General features: G+C 66.9%; 14 protein-coding genes, 1 pseudogene and 1 riboswitch. Of the genes and pseudogenes, 7 read left to right on the top strand and 8 right to left on the bottom strand.

Features of this window, described 5'->3' with window-relative positions; all coding sequences use genetic code 11:
• Positions 1-129 precede the first annotated feature (129 nt).
• The 3 genes from ACV7NQ_RS15880 to ACV7NQ_RS15870 all read left to right on the top strand — a co-directional run bounded on the left by ACV7NQ_RS15880 (position 130) and on the right by ACV7NQ_RS15870 (position 1,907).
• Positions 130-402, top strand: a complete 273-nt coding sequence (locus tag ACV7NQ_RS15880; RefSeq protein ID WP_463360371.1) for a hypothetical protein — start codon at positions 130-132, stop codon at positions 400-402.
• A 223-nt stretch (positions 403-625) separates the two neighbouring features.
• Positions 626-796: riboswitch (cyclic di-AMP (ydaO/yuaA leader) on the top strand.
• A 25-nt stretch (positions 797-821) separates the two neighbouring features.
• On the top strand, positions 822-1,481 hold the full coding sequence (locus ACV7NQ_RS15875) for a C40 family peptidase (RefSeq protein WP_463360370.1): 660 nt from the start codon (positions 822-824) through the stop codon (positions 1,479-1,481).
• Positions 1,482-1,502: 21 nt separating this feature from the next.
• Positions 1,503-1,907 carry an RNA-binding S4 domain-containing protein gene (locus ACV7NQ_RS15870; protein WP_463360369.1) on the top strand — a complete coding sequence of 135 codons (405 nt, stop codon included), beginning with the start codon at positions 1,503-1,505 and terminating at the stop codon, positions 1,905-1,907.
• 94 nt (positions 1,908-2,001) lie between these two features.
• On the opposite strand, the gene ACV7NQ_RS15865 is transcribed toward ACV7NQ_RS15870, so the two are convergent.
• The 5 genes from ACV7NQ_RS15865 to ACV7NQ_RS15845 are packed head-to-tail and all read right to left on the bottom strand — an operon-like array spanning position 2,002 to position 11,373.
• Positions 2,002-3,147 (bottom strand): cation:proton antiporter, encoded by a 1,146-nt coding sequence (locus ACV7NQ_RS15865; RefSeq protein WP_463360368.1) that lies wholly within the window; start codon positions 3,145-3,147, stop codon positions 2,002-2,004.
• Positions 3,144-3,521 (bottom strand): hypothetical protein, encoded by a 378-nt coding sequence (locus tag ACV7NQ_RS15860; RefSeq protein ID WP_463365686.1) that lies wholly within the window; start codon positions 3,519-3,521, stop codon positions 3,144-3,146. The genes ACV7NQ_RS15865 and ACV7NQ_RS15860 overlap by 4 nt, the downstream gene beginning before the upstream one ends.
• 42 nt (positions 3,522-3,563) lie before the next feature.
• The gene (locus ACV7NQ_RS15855; protein ID WP_463360367.1) at positions 3,564-5,339 is read right to left on the bottom strand and encodes a fatty acyl-AMP ligase; all 1,776 of its coding nucleotides are present in this window, start codon (positions 5,337-5,339) and stop codon (positions 3,564-3,566) included.
• Entirely contained in the window at positions 5,336-11,134 is a 5,799-nt protein-coding gene (locus ACV7NQ_RS15850; RefSeq protein ID WP_463360366.1) for an SDR family NAD(P)-dependent oxidoreductase, read from the bottom strand. The genes ACV7NQ_RS15855 and ACV7NQ_RS15850 overlap by 4 nt, the downstream gene beginning before the upstream one ends.
• Positions 11,131-11,373, bottom strand: coding sequence for an acyl carrier protein (locus ACV7NQ_RS15845; RefSeq protein ID WP_463360365.1), 243 nt, complete (start codon positions 11,371-11,373; stop codon positions 11,131-11,133). The genes ACV7NQ_RS15850 and ACV7NQ_RS15845 overlap by 4 nt, the downstream gene beginning before the upstream one ends.
• A gap of 162 nt (positions 11,374-11,535) precedes the next feature.
• On the opposite strand from ACV7NQ_RS15845, the gene ACV7NQ_RS15840 reads away from it, so the two are divergent.
• On the top strand, positions 11,536-12,486 hold the full coding sequence (locus ACV7NQ_RS15840) for an MBL fold metallo-hydrolase (RefSeq protein WP_463360364.1): 951 nt from the start codon (positions 11,536-11,538) through the stop codon (positions 12,484-12,486).
• Positions 12,487-12,685: 199 nt separating this feature from the next.
• Here the strand turns inward: ACV7NQ_RS15840 and ACV7NQ_RS15835 are convergent.
• A pseudogene (locus ACV7NQ_RS15835) lies at positions 12,686-12,988 on the bottom strand (NAD(P)H-dependent flavin oxidoreductase); the annotation flags it as partial.
• A 295-nt stretch (positions 12,989-13,283) separates the two neighbouring features.
• Between ACV7NQ_RS15835 and fadD5 the strand changes: the two are divergent.
• On the top strand, positions 13,284-14,855 hold the full coding sequence (gene fadD5, locus ACV7NQ_RS15830) for a fatty-acid--CoA ligase FadD5 (protein WP_463360363.1): 1,572 nt from the start codon (positions 13,284-13,286) through the stop codon (positions 14,853-14,855).
• A gap of 65 nt (positions 14,856-14,920) precedes the next feature.
• Positions 14,921-15,535 (top strand): cysteine hydrolase family protein, encoded by a 615-nt coding sequence (locus tag ACV7NQ_RS15825; protein WP_463360362.1) that lies wholly within the window; start codon positions 14,921-14,923, stop codon positions 15,533-15,535.
• Between the two features lie 40 nt (positions 15,536-15,575).
• On the opposite strand, the gene ACV7NQ_RS15820 is transcribed toward ACV7NQ_RS15825, so the two are convergent.
• On the bottom strand, positions 15,576-16,988 hold the full coding sequence (locus ACV7NQ_RS15820; protein WP_463360361.1) for an aminotransferase-like domain-containing protein: 1,413 nt from the start codon (positions 16,986-16,988) through the stop codon (positions 15,576-15,578).
• Between the two features lie 76 nt (positions 16,989-17,064).
• Here ACV7NQ_RS15820 and ACV7NQ_RS15815 point away from each other — a divergent pair, with 76 nt between their 5' ends.
• Positions 17,065-17,403, top strand: a complete 339-nt coding sequence (locus tag ACV7NQ_RS15815) for a cupin domain-containing protein (RefSeq protein ID WP_463360360.1) — start codon at positions 17,065-17,067, stop codon at positions 17,401-17,403.
• Positions 17,404-17,438: 35 nt separating this feature from the next.
• Here the strand turns inward: ACV7NQ_RS15815 and ACV7NQ_RS15810 are convergent, their stop codons facing one another.
• The gene (locus ACV7NQ_RS15810) at positions 17,439-18,008 is read right to left on the bottom strand and encodes a TetR/AcrR family transcriptional regulator (protein WP_463360359.1); all 570 of its coding nucleotides are present in this window, start codon (positions 18,006-18,008) and stop codon (positions 17,439-17,441) included.
• Between the last annotated feature and the right edge of the window lie 94 nt (positions 18,009-18,102).

Genomic DNA, 18,102 nt, shown 5'->3' with positions numbered 1-18,102 from the left:
TATCTACGGTGTGTCCTAGATACGGCTAGCTGAGTCTGGCGCATTCTTGATATTGCACTTTTGCTATCGCTACGGAAATCTCTACGCTGATGGCGGTTCGGCGAACGGTCAGTGCGGGAATGGAGGGGCATGTCCGAGGAATCCACCCCCACGACCACCGCGGAGGTGGTCGAGTCCTGGAACGTTCCGGCCGGGGCGACGGCAGCCGGACGAATCCGCTCCAACATCCTGGTCGCGATCGAGCGCGGCTACGACGATCCGCAGCTGGTGGCGGATCTAGCGGTCGGACCGCTGGTGATGGCGCTCGGTCAGCTGGAGGTCGGCCTTGCCGTCGCGCAGCGCCGCATAGAAGAGCTCGAGCGGGCATTGGCCGCACGCTCCGGTGACGACAACCGTTCCTGACTGCGCTCTAACAGATCCGGGCCCGACTCTCGATTGGGTAACGAAGCCGAAATTACCGATATCGTGTCGTGATCACTCGGGCGTGTCGCCATTTCGGCCGCTCGTCCTGCGGATTTGTCGGCGCTCGAAAACACCCTGGCCCGTGCGCTGGACAACACCGCGCCCGCATCGTAATCTCTTCGTGACTTCATGGAGTCTGTCGCTTCGTAAGAGAAACGGCGCCAAGGAGTCGCCGCCTAATCGGCTGTCGAGGCCAGAAACTCTCGGCTGTCGTGCCGGGGACCCACAGGTTCGTCTGGGGTTAATCTTCACAGGCCGTTTCGGTCGGTGAAGTAGGGCCGATCTCCGTGCCCGAGCCCGTCAGCTAACTCGGTCGGCGGGAGAGCACGAAGATCGGAGACTCGGTGGGTAAACACAGCATGCAACGGGATTCTCGGCTACCGAATTCCGTGAAGGGTGCCCTCGTCATGGGCGCGGTGGCCGCATCGACAGGTGCGATGCCCGCGATCCCAGCGATGGCCGCCACCATCAATATCCCAGGCATCGGCGACTTCGATGTCCCGGTTCCGCAAGGATATGAGCAGCCGGTTCAGCAGCTCAATCAGCAAATCCAGCAGGCCCTCTCGACCGTTCCCGCGGCGCCACAGGCCCCACAGGCCCCGTTGGGCATACCGCAGTTCGGCATGCCGAACTTGCAGGGCATGTTCCAGGCCCCGTTCCAAGCCCCCCAGAACACCCCTGCGGACATCGCGCTGGACGCGGCCAAGACCAAGGTCGGCGCCATGTACTCCTGGGGCGCCGCCGGGCCGTACAACTTCGACTGCTCGGGTCTGGTCCAATGGGCCTACCGTCAGGCCGGAGTCGAGCTGCCGCGCACCAGCTTCGAGCAGTCGCACGTCGGTGCTCCGGTGGCCTTCGAGAACCTGCAGCCCGGTGACATCGTCGTGACGAACGGCGGCGGTCACGTCGGGATGTACGCGGGCGACGGCAAGCTGCTGAACGCAGTCCAGTCAGGCGAGCCGGTGACTTACACCCCGCTGCGCCCCGACATGATTGTGACGGCGCGCCGAATCGCCTAGTACGTCGGTATCGTCGAACGGGTGGCAACCGCCCAATCTGGTACCCAGAACACCGCGACACAGGCCCGCGTCGATTCATGGACATGGGCTGTGCGCTTATTCAAGACGAGAACCGCGGCTGCTGAAGCCTGCCGCGGCGGGCACGTCCGCGTCAATGGCGCCGCGGCCAAACCTGCCCAGCCCGTACGCCCCGGTGACGAGGTTCGTCTCCGCGCCGGGGGCATCGAGCGCATCGTGATCGTCGAGCGGATCGTGACCAAGCGTGTCGGTCCTCCGATTGCCGCACAGTGTCTGATCGACCGCAGCCCTCCGCCGCCGTCGCGCGAGATTCTCGCGACGATGCCGCGCCGCGACCGGGGTTCCGGGCGGCCCACAAAACGTGAGCGCCGGGAAACCGATCGTCTACTCGGTCGCACCGACGACTGAGCCGGTCCTGCTCGCCGAATTCTGATTGCGCCGAGTGTTGCGCAGATCTCCTTTGCTGATTTGGCGTCGCCGATTCTCGACTCGCGCCGAACTTCTAGTACTGCGCAGTCGGTTTCGTTCCGCATGCCGCTATCCGGCTCGCCGCGAGGGCGGCTGCCGCGATGGTGCACAGCGCACCGAGCATCAAGGCCGACGCTTCTCCGGGCACCAGCACCTGCAGTTGGGTGCCAACGGTGACCGTGGCTACCGGAACGCCGATCTGCGCCGCCGCGAGTGCGCCGAAGGCGATCGGTTGGCCGACGGCTCGCGTTGTCAGATGCACGAGGACGGCGCCGGCGCCGAGCAGCAGACCGAGCCCGATGAGCTTCGGGTGGTCACCGAACTCACGCAGGTCGAGTCGCGCTCCGAGCCAGACGAAGAACAGCGGACCCAGAAATCCGTCATTGATCGCGAAGAGTTGGCGGGCGACTCGGCGCGGCTCCCCGATTCCGGCGACCGCGAGCCCGGTGGCGAAGCCCGCCAACATGATCGACACGTGGGTTTGGGTGGCCACCGCGCACAGCGCGAACAGCACTGCGAGGCTGACGCGCAGTTCGAGTGCGAAGGAGCGGTCCTCGGATAGCCGATGTGCGCGGCGGCGCGCACCCGACCGCTCGAGCTGACGCAAGACGAGGAACAACACCGTCGCACCCGCGGCGACCGCGACGGCGCCGAGCGCCGCGCGCGCGGCGTTGCCCGGGTCGATGACCAACGGCAAGGCAATCACACACGCGGTGTCCGCGATAGCGACCTGGGCGGTCAAGGCGAGCACCAGTTTCCCCTGCATTCCGAGTGCGTCGATGATCGGCAGCACCAGCGCCGCGGAGGAGGACGCCATCAGCACCGCGTAGACCGCACCGTGTCCGGTGCCGAACCAGTGGGCCAGGCCGAAACCGGCTGCCGAAGCGAGCAATCCGACGAGCACCGCGCCGAGCGCACCTACCCCGAGCGCGGAGCGCACGGCCGGATCGCGCACCGGGACATGGGTTCCCGCGACGAACATCACCACCGCGAAACCCATATCCGCGAGGAAGGCGAATATCGGATCGGAGGTGTGCAGCATCCCGAAACCGGTGGCGCCGAAGATGATTCCTGCGATCAGTTCGCCCAGGATCACCGGCACATGCCAGGACTTCCGCAGTGCGAGAATCGGTCCGCACAGGCTGAGCGCGATAACCAGGGCGAGGGTGGAGAACGTCACGGCTGGGCGGCGATTTTCGCTGGGATGGCGATGTTCTCGTCGGCCCAATGGATCGCGCACACCCGGTGGTAACCGTCGGCGATCACCAACGGCAGGCCGGTGCGGAAATCACCGCGAACCAGAAGGATCGGCGAGAGCGCCTTGCCGTTATTGATCTTGATCAGATCGCGGCGGACGTGCGGGTTCTCGGCGCTGAGCAGCTCGAGCTGGGCGGCGCGCAGGATATCCTTGGCCTTCTTGTGCACGATCGGTGCGTCGCGCAGGTTCGCGACCACCGCGTCGACGATCTCCGGCTCGGCCAGCAGTTCGAGATAGTCCGCGGCCGCGGGGTAGTCGTGTTCGTCGAGGTGGTCTTTCCAGGTCACAGCAATGATTTCGGTCGCCATGCCGCCCATCATCGCCGCCGGGGTACCCGATCAGGGGGATTCACGTGGTGTTTCGGGCCCCGAGCCGTATCTCCCATACGGCAACCGCAGGCCGACCGCGGCCAGATGAGGTAGGCGACCCGCGCCGTACATGGCCCGGCATTCGCCGCGGCGCAGCTTGCCGCTGGAGGTCTTGGGGATGCGGCCCGGTTCGACCAGAACCACCGCGCCCGGCATCACTTCGTGCGTGGTGGCGATGGCGGTGCGGATTCGGCGGGCGAGCGCGGCCAGTTCCTCGGCCGCGTTGGTGTCCGTGGTTACCAGTTCGGCGACCACCACGAGGTCCTCGCGGCTGCCGTCATCGTGGCCGAAGGCGGTGACGTGTCCGGTGCGTATCTCGGGTGCGCAGGTCGTCACCGTCGTCTCGATATCGGCCGGGTAGTGATTGCGGCCGTCGATGACGATGAGGTCGTCGAGTCGGCCCGCGATGTAGAGCTGTCCCTCGTACCAGAAGCCGAGATCTCCGGTGCGCAACCAGGATTCCGAGCTGCCGGGCAGGGTGGCGCCGAAGCTCGCCGAGGTGGTGACCGGATTCTCGTAGTAGCCCGCACCGACATTGCGTCCCGCAACCCAGATTTCGCCCACCGTTGCCGCCGCGACCTCGATCCGCTCAACCGGATCGACCAGGGCGACCTGCTGCAGGGCGGGTGCACCGCAGCCGACGAGGTGGACCCCTTCCGATGCCACGATCGCACGGCCCTGCGCCAAAACTCCACGATCGAAGCGCCGGGCGACGGGTTCGTTTTCGGGGGCGCAGATGGTCACCGATAAGGTCGCCTCGGCCAGCCCGTATCCCGGTACATGGGCGTGGTGGCGGAAGCCTTGGGCGGCAAAGGTTTCGGTGAACTCCGCCAGCGCCTCGGCGCGGATCGGTTCGGCGCCGTTGAGTATCGCGTCGAGATTCGACAGGTCCAGTCCGGTCCGCTCCTCGGATGTTGTCCCCGAGACTGCCAGGGCCAGACCGAAATTGGGGCCGCCGGTGGTGCCGGCCCGATAGTCGCTGCAGGCGCGCAGCCAGCGAATGGGTCGTTTCACGAACTCCGCCGGGGCTAGCGTCACGCCGTGCACTCCCGAGTACAGCGGCAGCGAGAGGGCGAGCACGAGGCCCATATCGTGGAAGAAGGGCAGCCACGTGACGATCGACTTGTTCCGTACCGAGGGCACCGCGGTCCACAATTGATCCAGTGCTGCGGCGAGATTCGCGTGCGTGACCTCGACTCCCTTGGGCGCCTTGGTGGATCCCGAGGTGTACTGCAGATAGGCGAGGTCTGTTCGGAGGGTGTCGATTACCGGTTCCGCGACGGCCGACGGCCGGCCGGCGACATCCGGCGGGAGCTCGAGCACGCGGCCGAGCGCCGAGCCGAACAGTTCGGCGGTGGTGTGGTCCGCCGCCGAAATGAGGCCGAGCGAGGGCAGGGCGTCGTCCAGTACGCTGTCGAGCCGGGCTCGATTGCGCGTGCCCGTCGCCGGAAAAAGCGGGACGGCAACGCGATTGCTGTAGAGGCAGGCGAGGAAGGCCACCACATAGTCGATGCCGTGGCCGCACAGAATCGCGACCCGGTCACCCGGGTCGGTGGCCGCTCTGAGCTGCTGCGCGAGCGTGCCTGCGGCTCTGTGCAGTTGGGCATAGCTCATCGTGACCGGCACACATTCGCCGGCGCGATACCGCAATTCGGTGTACGCGTCAGCATCGGGCTTGATCCTGGCCCATTCATCGACCCGGGCGGCTAGCACGTTGCGCGGCAGTGTGGTCTTCGGCGGTATCACGGAGTCTCACCGGAGTTCGCCGCCGCGACCCGTTCGGCAAGCGCTGCGCCGAGCGCGGTGATGGTGGGATGTCGGAAGAGCTCGGCGGTAGATAGCCGGATATCGAGCCGGGCTTCGAGGTTGCGGCGCATCTCTATGCCGAGCAACGAGCTGAGGCCCAGTTCGTTGAAATCGGCTGTTGGATCGAGGTGTTCGGGCGCCAGGTCGAGAGTGGCGGCGAGAACCGTGCGGATGGTCGCGGTGAGTGGTTCGGTCTCGCTGACCCCGTCGATTGCCGTCGGGCTCGAAGTTGTCGTGCCCTGATCAGCGCTGCTGGACGGTGCCGCGGCACGGCCATCGGTCGGTACATCATTGTGCGCGAGGAGATTACGGAGCCGCGCGGCGACAGGAGAGGTAGCGGCGGCCGGGGTGTAGTCGAGCGCCAGAAGATAGGGGCCGTCATAGCGCAGCGCCTGTGCCAGCAGTTCGGCGCCGCGGGCGGTGGAGAAGGCGGAGATTCCGGCGCGCCGCAGGTGTGCGGCGCCGCCTGCGACTTCGGCGAGGCCGGATTCCCAGACTCCCCAGCCGATGCTGACTATTCGCCGACCTGGCTGCGCGAGGGCGAGTGCGTCCATCGCGGCGTTAGCGCTGGCATAGGCGGCCTGACCCGGCGCGCCGAGAGCGCCGGTGGCCGAGGAGAACAGCAGCACGAAATCCGCTGGATCGGCGGCGGTGAGTTCGATCAAATTGACTGCGGCACGGTATTTCGCCGCGAACATCCGCGCCAGCTGCCGACTGGTGACGGCATCGAATGCGGCGTCTTCCAGTGTGCCCGCGGCGTGCACGATGCCACGAATGGTGGACCCGCATTCGCGAATATCGTTGAGCGCGTTCGACAGATCGTTGCGGTCGGCGGCGTCGCAGCGGACCACCACGATCCGGTCCTCCCGGCCATCGAGTAACGCGGGCACCGGCCGGGGCGACCGAGTCAGCACCACCACATCGTGGGCGCCCGCATCGAGCAGCCAACGCACGGCGACAGCGCCGAGTGCGCCGAGTCCACCGGTGACGACATAGGTGCCGTTGGCGTCTATAGGTCCAGCTGCTGCGGATCGGGGATACGCGGGGGCGAATCGTCGAATGGCAGTGGTGCCCAATGTAATTCGAAGCTCCTCTAGTGCATTGGTCGCCTGCCCGGCGGCTGACTCCACGATGAGCCCGCGCAGTACCGCAATGCTCGCCGCGGCCGGGTCGGTCCACACCAATCGGACGTCGCGACCTGATTCGAGCTGTAGGGAGCGCACCAAGCCGGCGATCGCCATGGGTATCGAGCTATCGCCATGGGGGTCGATCACTGATGATGTGACCGCGGCACCACCATGCTCAGATGCCGTGTAGCAGTCCGCGATCGGCGCCGTCGTGACCGCGGGCAGGCCATGGTCGGGGAGCACGACGGTCAATGATGCGGTGGCTTCGTCGGATTGGATGCGCTGGATCAGGTCGAGGAGTCGACCGGTGGTGGGCACCGTGCCTGCCCCCGCACCGGTCGGGCTGAAACCGCCTGCCATCAACGTGGCGATTTCGGTCGGCCACACCAGCACCACCGCCGTAGGAGACGTCGCGGTGCGCCCGGCGAGCACAGCGGAGACGATCGGGCCCGCCGCATCGGGTTCACGGGCGACCCGTTCGGTCGGCAGGGCGCGGTCGAGCTCCCTGGTCAGCCGGATGGCGAGCGCCGATTCGCCGATCACGAGTGCACGTTTCGCAGGGGCGGATCCACGCGCCGCGAGGTCCGTCGCCGAATCGGCGCGACCGACAACGCCGCCCGAGACGTCGAAGCTGCTCGGCACGGCATCGGTATTGGGGCCAGTGGCGCCCGCGGACGGGCTCTTGATCGCGGTGCCGGTGGGAGCACCGGGGTCACGCCGCTCGGTGTCCGCGCTACCACCAGCTGCGGACTTGCTGCCATTCCTGCTCGCAGCTGAATTTGCGTTGAAAATCGTGCGGTCTGCCGACGCCTGTGCAACCAAGTGCGCGATATCTCTCGACGTATCGGCAACTGGCCCGAGCCGGATCGGCTGCCATACCTCTCGGCGGAAATGACTCATAGGAGAGTGGGATTCGTCTCTCGACGACGGGAGCGTACCCAACTCCGCGAATCGGATCTGAACACCCGAAAGAGCCAGTACCGGGACGCCGTGCTGGTCGGTGCCGATGATGTCGCCGGTGCAGCCGGTGTCCGTGCGTCGGCGCACGAAGGCGTGCACCTCGAGCACCACCCGGTCCGGTTCCGTGGACAGCCAGGCGGATTCGATGCCGATCGGTAGCGGCACCGAGTTGGACGACAGGTCGTCGTAGCTCGCCGCGGCGAGTAGATGCAGGCAACCGTCGAGCGTTGCCGATCGGTGCAGTGGTGCGAAATCGAAAGTACCCAAGGCGCACTCGTGCCCGGCTTCGATGCTGCGCAGGGTACGGAAGCGTGGCCCGTAGGTGAGCTGTCGCCCACGCAAGTCCGCATAGAACGCATCGGGAGCGATCGCGCGCATGCGGTGGCGGGTAGCTCGATTTGCGTCGACCACCCGCAGCCATGCGACAATATCCGTGGGTGTGGGGTCACCGGCGCGCCGAGCCGAAGCCAGCGTCCCGGTACCCGTGACCTCCGCCCGTACACTTCCGGATCCCGCGTCCCCCCGATAGCTGACCGCGTGCAGTGCGGTGAGATCGGTCTGTTCGTGCACGACGAAGTCGGCAACCATGGTCGCCGACGCCCCTGCTGGCAACATGTGCGCCAGGTCGAGCAACCGACGCAGCCAGAACACGGCAGGGACAGTCGGCACACCCTGCACGACGTGTTCCGCGAGATCGTCAGCGGGGAAAGCGGATTCGGCAACATGCGAGCCGCCGTCGCCACTCGAGCCCGCGGGCGCGCTGACCCGACCGGGCGCTGAGCGGATGCCTACTCCGATGGACGTGCTGTCCTCGATGGAGGCACTTTGTGCGTTCGATGTGGCGGGTGCGCCGGGATCGAGCGCGCTGATCAGTGGGAATCGGCGCTTGGTCCAGCGCCGGGGCGGCGGTGGTGCGATGAATGGGCCATGAGCGGACCAATCGACGGATCGCCCCTCGGTGTAAAGGCGGCCGAGGCAGGCGAGGAAGGCTCCGGCCTCGTCGTCGCGGGTGGTTACCGGGTGGGCCGCGTCTCGGAAGTCGGCGTACTCCCGCACCGCTTGGATTAGCAACGGATGCGGTGCTATCTCCAAGACGGTGGAGAGACCGTCGGCGGCCGCGCGTTCCAGCGCTGCGGCGAGTTCGACTGTGCCGGAGGCATTGTCGGCCCAGTAGCTGGCGTCCATGGTCGCCGTGGTGATCGTTTTGCCAGGATGCGCTGTGGAATAGACCGGGGTGTCCGGTATCAGTGGATCGAGATCGTCGAGTGCGTCGAGGAATTCGGGCAGCACCGCCGCCACCTGCGGGCTGTGCGCGGCGAAGTCGACGGCAATTCGCTGCGCGAACAGTCGGCGACGCTTGGCCCGACGGATGACCGTATCGACATAGCGCGGCGCACCGGAAACCACCACCGAGCGCGGGCCGTTGATCGCCGCGATACCCACCATCGCGCGCAGGGGCTCGACCAGATTCGCCGCCTCGTCCGGCGCCGCCTCTATCACGGCCATCGTGCCGTGTCCATCGAGCAGCGCCAGAATTCTGCTGCGCTGCACGACGACTCGCGCCGCGCCAGCAAGCGACAACGCGCCACTCACCGCGGCCCCGGCCACCTCACCGAGGCTGTGGCCCACCACCGCGTCCGCCCTGATTCCCCAGGAGGCCAGCAGTTCTGCCAACGCCACCTGGAAGGTGAAGATCGCCGGTTGCACGAGTTCGGTAGCGTCCCTGCGATTTCCATTGCCGGCACCGGGCGCGGTGAGTGCGAATCCCTTGCGTGGAGTCCAGACCCGCGGTCCGCCTGCCGCGACAATCGCATCCGCCGTCTCGGTTACCGCCCGAGCGAACACCGGATAGCGAGCCGCCAACGCCCGCCCCATCTTCGGATGTTGGCCGCCCTGGCCGGAGAAGAGGAAGAGCAATCCACCTCGCCGCCGCAGCGAACTTGGAGCGATCACCCCGACACCGCGTTCCCCCTGCGCGAGCGCGCGCAACCGACCCGCGGCCTCGCCCGCGTCGTGTGCGATTACCGCCGCACGGGTGCCCTCCGGAATCAAACGTGCGGCAGCCGAACCGAATTGCCGAACCGACCGTGCGTTGTCACGGTCTGCGACCGCAATCGCGGTGTCGTTCGGTTCGGTCGCGGCATGGGTTGTCCCGTCGGCGTCGGTCGACGCGGAGCGGGTGTCGAGGTCGGCGCTTACGTTGCAATGGGTGTCCGCGCCAACCGGGCCGCTCGCGCCAGTGGAGTCGGGTGTCGCGTCCGAGCCGGGCGTCGCGTCGACCGCGGGATCGAGCAGGTCCGCCCAATACCGTGCTCGCGCGTGGACGTCCGCGACATCGCGTCCACTCACCGGAATCAGCACCGGCGGTTCATCGCCACGGTTATCCAGCGGAGCGGAGATGCCGCGCAGCACGACATGGGCGTTGGTGCCACCGAACCCGAAGGAGCTCACGCCCGCTCGCCGGTCGACCACCGGGGTCGCGGTCCAGTCGATCGGTTCGGTCGGTACCCGAAGGCCGCGGTCGGCGAGTTTCAGCAACGGGTTTTCGGCGCGGAAGTTGATGGTCGGCGCGATCACGCCGTCCCGGATGGACAGTGCCGTCTTGATCAGGCCGGTGACGCCGGCCGCGGCCTCCAGGTGGCCGATATTGGATTTGATCGAGCCGATCCAGGTCGGGTCGCCGCCGGTCAGCACCGCGGCCAGTGCGCCGACCTCCACCGCGTCGCCCAAAGGTGTTCCGGTGCCGTGGCATTCGACGTAGCCGCTGGTGTGCGGATCGAGTCGGGCCTTGGCCCACGCGGTGCGCAGGGTGTCCTGCTGGGCGCGGCCGTTCGGTGCGTACAGGCCGTTGGAGCGCCCATCCGAGCCGACCGCCGAGCCGACGATTTCCGCGTACACCCGGTTGCCGTCACGCAGCGCGTCGGCGGTGCGTTGCAGGATCACCACCGCGCAGCCGTCGCCGCGGGTGTAGCCGTCGGCAGCGGCATCGAACGGCTTGCAGCGGCCGTCGGGTGTGAGGAACCCGCTCTGCGCCATATAGTCCGAGGTGTGCGGCAGCAGCGTGAGATTGACCCCGCCCACGATGGCGAAGGGCACCGCGTCGTCTGCGAGCAGGCGCAGCGCGAGATCGACCGCGGCCAGCGAGGACGAGCAGGCGCTGTCCACCACCAAGCTCGGTCCGTGCAGGTCGAGCACGTAGGAAAGCCGGTTGGCGATGATGCTGAGCGCGGAGCCGGTGACTGCATACGGCGCATCGTGTCCGCCGTGGCCGAGCACGCTGATGCCGTGATCGTAGCCGCACGCGCCGAAGATCACCGCGGCCCCGGAACCCCGTGTGCGATATCCGATTCCGGCATCATCGATGGCCTCGACCGTGACCTCCAGGGCCAGCCGCTGCTGCGGATCCATCATCGCGGCCTCTCGGCCGGACATGGCGAACCAATCGTTGTCGAACGATTCGACATCGTCCAGGTATCCGCCGTGCCGCGAACCGAGCCGTCCGGGCGGTGGTTGCCCGGTGGCGTCCCGACCTTCCAGCAGCATCCGCCAGAATTCGGTGATCCCCGAAGCTCCTGGTACCCGGCAGCCGACACCGACGATGGATACCGGCGGATACGGCCGGACGGGTGCGAGGTCGGCGGTGCTCATCGCATCGTGAGGTACTCGACCAGCTGTTCGATATCCGGGTGATCGTAGAGCGCGGTGAGGGAAATCTCGACTCCCATGGCATCCTCCAGATGCGCGGTGAGGCGGGCGAGTTGGATCGAGCTCAGACCGAGATCGTAGAACGGCGCGCTGGTGGATACGGCGGCGGTGTCGACTCCGAGCAGGTCCGCGACCGCGGTGACGGCCACTGTGGTGAGTTCGGTACGCCGACTCAGCGCCATCCGTCCTCCCCCGCCATCGCCCGGAGGCTGCTACCCCGCCGCAGCCGGTACCCCATGGAATTATGCCGCAGAAATCGCCACGGGCAAGGTCGGAAGTCGCTCGTGATCGCCCCTGGCACCCCGGCCCTTTCGCGGACCACCGTGATCGCTTACCGTGGCACGATGCCCGACAGCAGCGAGCGGACACCGACCCTGCCCACCGTGTTGCGCTGTTGCGCCGCACTGGCGGCGACGCCGGGACGGCTGCTGCGGCCACGTCGCCCCGACGCCGCACTCCTCGCGGGCCTGAACCCGGCTCCGCTGCCGCAGGCCACGGTGACGGTCGGACTCACCGTGCTGATGCAGGGCAAGATGTCGGCGCCGACGACGATCGTCGCGGAGGGCGTGCGCAGCCTGCGCGAACTGCCGATGACGATGTCGGCCTACCTGATCGAGCACCCGAAGGCCCGGTTCCTGGTGGATCCCGCGTTGTGTTCGGGCGTGCACGATCGGGTGCTGCCCGAGCTGCCGTTCCCGATCCCGCTGCTGGTGGCACCGGACAAACCGGTCCTCGGCCTGTCCGACGCCCTCGCGGCCCGCGATATCACCGGGTCCGCCATCGACTTCGTGATACCGACCCACCTGCACTGGGACCACGTGTCGGGCCTGCTGGAGCTGCCCGATTCCGTCGCGATCCGGCTCCCGTCCATCGAGCGTGATTGGGCCCTGCGCGGCGAACATGCGCCGGTCGGTGTGGCCCGTGGCCCGCTGCGTGGCCGCACCTTCGACACCTTCGAGCTCAACGGCCCGCCCGTGCTGACCTTCCCGCGCAGCTTGGACCTGTTCGGCGACGGCTCGGTGCTGCTGGTGGATCTGGCCGGACACACACCGGGCAGCATCGGGGTGCTGCTTGCCGTGGACGACGGCACCCGGGTGCTGCTGGCCGGTGACGCGGTGTGGAACAAACTGCAGGTCGAGTTGATCCGGGAAAAGGCGCCGATGCCCGGCCAATTGTTCGACGCCGACCGCGATGCCGCGTTCGCCACCATTCACCGACTGCACGCGCTGCCCGACGGCATCGACATCGTCGCGGCCCACGATTACGCGGCCGTCGCCGCGCTGGCCGCTAAGTAGTCACACCAGCCCCACGTCCTGATCCCGTTTGCCATTTCCGCAGGCAGCTCAGGTTGACGCTTATCGCCCATTCCCGAGGGATAACCAGTGTGGTGGTGGGAATGAGAAAGAGTCTCAGGCGTAGGCCCAGGGCTCTTGGCTCGACATGGTGGTGTCAGCCGACCAAGACGGTTTCCGCTAGGCGGGCGGTGATGAGTTCCTCGGCTTCGACGACCTTGCGGCTGATCTCGTTGTCGGCTACGTGGGCAATGTTGTGCATGGTGCGGAAGATGAGCTGGGTGTCGCGCTCGGAGTTGGCGACGATCTGCTCCTTGACCTTTTGTGCGATCGAAGATTCCTGGGTGCACAGGAAGCGGGTGCCCATATTGACGCAGTCGGCGCCGAGGGCCAGCGCGGCGACCAGGCCGCGGGCGTCGGCGATGCCGCCGGAGGTGATCATCGGGATTTTCAGTTCGCGGGCCGTGGCGGGGATCAGGACCAGGCCGGGAATGTCGTCCTCACCTGTGACCGGTGACACGAGAATCGTCTTGCATTCAACTCATAAGTGAGCCGAAATTCGCATCTAGACTGCCGGTTATCGCGATCTGCGTCCCGCCTTCGGCGCGGAGTTATCCGGGAAAGATGCAGCTGGATGACGTTTGCTGGCGTCAGGCTCAGCAATGAGGTAATTAACGATGATTCATAATCTTGGTATCTTGATCGGTGAAGAAGTTAATTGCTATTCTGGTCTCAGTTCAGCCCGTCAACGCTGTCGGACGTCCCGGCGGCCACCTTACGGTCCGAGAGGAATTCGTGGCATGACTACTGGTGTACTGCCGCTCGACGAGCCGATCAGGTCGCGGCGCAACCACTGGAACAACCAGATCGCGGCGCACGCGCAGATGCGCCCGGACGCGGTCGCCATCCGGTTCCGCGGCGTGGACACCACCTGGCAGCAGTTCAACGACCGCTCGCTGAAGTTCGCCGACGCGCTTGCCCGCCGCGGCGTCGGCTTCGGTGACCGCGTGCTCATCCTCGCGTTGAACTACCCCGAATACCTCGAGGCGGTCCTCGGTATCAATGCCCTCGGCGCCATCGCGGTGCCGGTGAACTTCCGCCTCACCCCGCCCGAGGTCGCCTACATCGTCAGCGACAGCGGCGCCAAGGCGATCGTCACCGACACCATGCTGCAGCCGCTGGCCGCCGCGGTGCGGGGACAGGCGCCAACGTTGGAGACCTGCATCGCGATCGGAGGCAAAACCGCGGACGGCATGTTCGGCTACGACGAGGTGCTGGCCGAGGCCGGCGAACCGCACACTCCGCTGGACATCCCCGAGGACACCCCGGCGCTGATCATGTACACCTCGGGCACCACCGGCAGCCCCAAGGGTGCGGTGCTTTCGCACACGAACATGAATGCCCAGTCGCTGACCTGCATCCGGGCCTTGGACATCGGCCCCGATTCGGTCGTCTTCTGTACCTCGCCACTATTCCACATCGCTGGAATCGGCAGTCTCGCACCATATTTCATGCTCGGCGGCAAAGTCGTCCTGCATCCGCTCGGCGCGTTCGACGCGACCGATTTCCTCGACGGGATCGAGCGCGAGCAGGCCACCACCGCGTTCTGTGTGCCCGCGCAATGGCAGATGATCTGCGAGGAGCCGACGGTCAAGGACCGCAAGCTCACGCTCACCATGCTCAGCTGGGGCGCGGCCCCGGCCTCCGATTCGGTGCTGAAGGCGATGGCCGAGTGCTTCCCGAACGCCGCCAACGTCGCGGTGTTCGGACAGACCGAGATGTCGCCCATCACCTGCGTGTTGGAGGGCAAGGACGCGATCCGCAAGCTCGGCTCGGTCGGCAAGCCCATACCCACCATCCAGGCCCGCATCGTCGACGACGAGATGAATGATGTCGCACCCGGCGAGATCGGCGAAATCGTCTACCGCGGACCGACTCTCATGCAGGGCTACTGGAACAAGCCGGAGGCGACGGCCGACGCCTTCGCCGGCGGCTGGTTCCACTCGGGTGACTTGGTCCGCGCCGACGAAGAGGGCTTCCTCTACGTCGTGGACCGCAAGAAGGACATGATCATCTCTGGCGGCGAGAACATCTACTGCGCGGAGGTGGAGAACGTGCTCTTCGCGCACCCGAAGATCCGCGAGGCCGCGGTTGTCGGGCGGGCACACGAGAGGTGGGGCGAGGTCCCGGTCGCGATCGTCGCGCTGGTCGACGCGGACGCCGAGCTCACGCTGGCCGAGCTGGAGCCCTTCCTCAATGAGAACCTGGCACGCTACAAGCACCCCAAGGACCTGGTCCTGGTGGCCGAGCTGCCCCGCAATGCGAGCGGCAAGGTTGTGAAAGTACAACTGCGCAAGGACTATTCGTCCTGATAACGCCATGATCAGTTTCACGTGAATCGAATATGACGGCGGCGCGGATGCGTAAGGATTACCCCATGGCGATCAGAAGCATCAGCGCCGCCGTTCTCGCATTGCACTGGCAGGTGAATGTGGTTCGGCCCGAAGGGTTTTTCGGACCGATGCTGGCCGGTCCGGTCGCGGCCAGCGGTGTCGTGCCGCGTGCGACATACTTCCATCGGGCGGCAGCCGAGCGCGGCGTGCCGGTGGTCTTCACCCGTTTCACCATTCCGATCGGCGAGGGCGAACTGGTCCGCAACACCGGATTCATGCGCTCGGTCGGTGCGGCGCAAACCGATTTTCGACCGGATTCCTCTGGCGCACAGCTCATTCCGGAGATGATCGAGCAACCGACCGTGGTGTTCGACAACCAGAAGCTCTCCGGGCTCGCGGGCAGCAAGCTGGCCGATTGGCTTTCTGATCGAGACATCGACACCTTGTTCATCACCGGCGTCGCCACCAATATCACGGTGGAGCAGACCGCCCGCCACGCCACCGATCTCGGCTTCACCGTGTATCCGATGGCGGACTGCGTCGCCGCGACCACCGCCGAGGCCGGAGCGGCGTCGCTGGCGAACCTCGAATTGACCACGGCGGGTAGCCTCACCACGCCCCAGGCACTGGACCTGATGGGCCCTCGAGTGAGGCGTTGATGCCATCCGCGTGCGCCAACGAACGTACGACCCGGCCGCACTACATCGCGAACGGCGGTGGTGCGATGGCAGGTCGTGGTGGCGGGCGGTAGGTGCGCCAGGCCGCGGCGAGGCGATCGACCGCGCTGGTGAGGATGTCCGGCGGATGCAGGAAATGGATTCGGACATAGTCGGCGCTGCCGCCGGTCGGATCCAGTCCGCTGCCCGGCAGGATTGAAACACGGTGGCGCAGTGCGGCTTGCGCGAACGAGGTGCCGTCGCCGTGTGGCAGGCAGACCCAGAGGGTCTGCCCACCGTCGACCGGCGGTACTTCCCACTCGGGCAGCCCGCGGGCCAGTTCGGCACGCAGATGGTCGTGGCGGGACCGTCGCTCGGGAGCCGTTCGGCGTAGCAGGCCGTCGAGGCGCGGCAGCAGTTCGGCGGCTGCCAGCTGTGCGGGCAGGTTGCCGCCGAGATCGTGCACCGCGCGCAGCCGCGACAGTCGGTCGATCACGGGGACGGGCGCACGGACCCAGCCGACGCGCAGCCCACCCCAGACGGACTTGCTCAGCGAGCCGACGGTGATCACGGTGTCCGCGTAGGCGGCCAGCGGCGGCGGTGTCGGGTAACCGGGAAAGCCCAGTTGGGCGAGAACCTCGTCATCGATGAGCGGAATGCCTTCGGCGGCAGCGGTTTCCGCGAGCCGGCGCCGAGCGAACCCGGACAGCACCGAGCCGGTCGGGTTCTGAAAGGTGGGGATCGCGTAGCCGAGGGCCGGGCGATGGGCGCGTGCGCCGTCCGCGAAGCCGTCCAGTCCGGGCGGCAGGCCATGGATGACCGCCGCTTCCTCCCGAAATGCCTCCAGCGCGCCGGGGTAGGTGGGCGCCTCGACCAGCACGCGATCGCCGGGCCGGAGAAAGGCGCGAGCGAGCAACGACAGCGCCTGCTGGCCGCCGGTGGTGACGAGGATCTGTGCGGGTTCGGTCGGCACCCCGCGATTCTCGTAGTACTCGGCGACGGACCGACGGAGGACGGGATGGCCGGACGGGTAGTAGCCGATGTCGTCGGTGGTCGAGGCCAGGGCGGGCAGGATCGCGGCGTACGCCTCCGTCAGCTCCGGCGGCGGGGTATTCGGTGCGGCGCAGGCGAGGGGAATGACATCGGATCGCGGTTCCAGCAGATCCAGGAACATCGGTTCGCTGGTGGTGGCCGGAGTATCGGACGGCGGAGTCCCGGCTACACGGGTGCCGCTGCCCTGGCGCCGGACGATCCGTCCCTCGGCGTGCAGCAGGTCGTAGGCGGCGACCACGGTGCTGCGCCCCACCGCCAATGTCGCGGCCAGCGTGCGGTCCGGCGGCAGCGGCGTGCCGGGTGGCAGCTCGCCATCATCGATCAGTCGGCGCAGCCGTGCGGCCAGCAGCGCGTACAGCGGACCGCGGCCAGTCGACCAGCGGCCGAGTCGTTCAATCACCATTATTGGATCCATAGGCAAACCAATTCTGCCCGATTGGCGCTGGATCGGCGGCACCTGCGGCTCGACGATGATTCCCATGACAACAGCAAGCAGCACCGAGTCCGTGTCGATCAACGACGCCATCGCGAGCCTGCCCGGGCCTTTTCAGCAGCGCGAACTGGCTACCGTCAACGACACCGTGGTCCGCGTGGCCCAGTTGGCGGGCGAGTTCCCCTGGCACCACCACGACGAGGACGAACTGTTCCTGTGCTGGGACGGTTCGTTCCGGATCGAATTGGCGGGACAGGACTCCGTCACCCTGCACGCCGGTGAAATGTTCGTGGTGCCCAAGGGCGTTCGGCACCGCCCCGTCGCCGACGGGGTAGCGCACACGCTGTTGATCGAACGCCCGGAGACGGCGCAGTACGGAAACTGATGTCTCGGCGTTCGTTTTCGCGGTCGGCCGCCGCGTCACTCGCTGCGAATGCGGCCCGCCAGGCCGGGTCCGATCAGACGTTCCAGGCGCGCGTACGCCTCCGTGGCGGGCAGCGGCGGGTCACCGTCGGCGATCGCGCCGAGCAAGCCGACGACGCCCCAGGACAGGAAGGTTAGGGTGTCGGCGAACTCTTCATCGTCCATATCGAGTCGAGCGCGTAGCTGTTCGGTGAGGATCCCGGCGACCATACTGCGGGTCGCGTGCAGCAGCACCGCACTGCTCTTGCGCCCGAGTAGTGCCCGGTACACCTCGGGGTTCTCGCCGGCCAGGCGCAACAGCGTGAACACCGGGGCCAGCGGCGCGGAATCGGCTCCGGTGCGGACCGCGCCAACCACTTCACGCAGGTACTCGGTGCTGCTGACCAGCAGTAGGTCGTCCTTGTCGCGAAAGTGTGCATAGAAGGTGGAACGGCCGACATCCGCGCGGGCCAGGATGTCCCGCACGGTGATTCGCTCATAGCGGTGTTCGAGCATCAGCTCGATCAACGCGCGGTGCAGCAGACTCTTGGTCCGCCGGACCCGGCGATCGCGGTCGCTGTCGGTCATAGCTTCTTTCCGAACACGAGGGCCTCCCTGACGCATGGTCCTCCCGAACAGAATCCGGCAATCCGTCCCGAACGGGACGGATTGCGTCACTTTG

Source organism: Nocardia sp. Tas62D01 (assembly GCF_055232035.1).
This window is presented reverse-complemented; position numbering and strand designations above follow the sequence as displayed.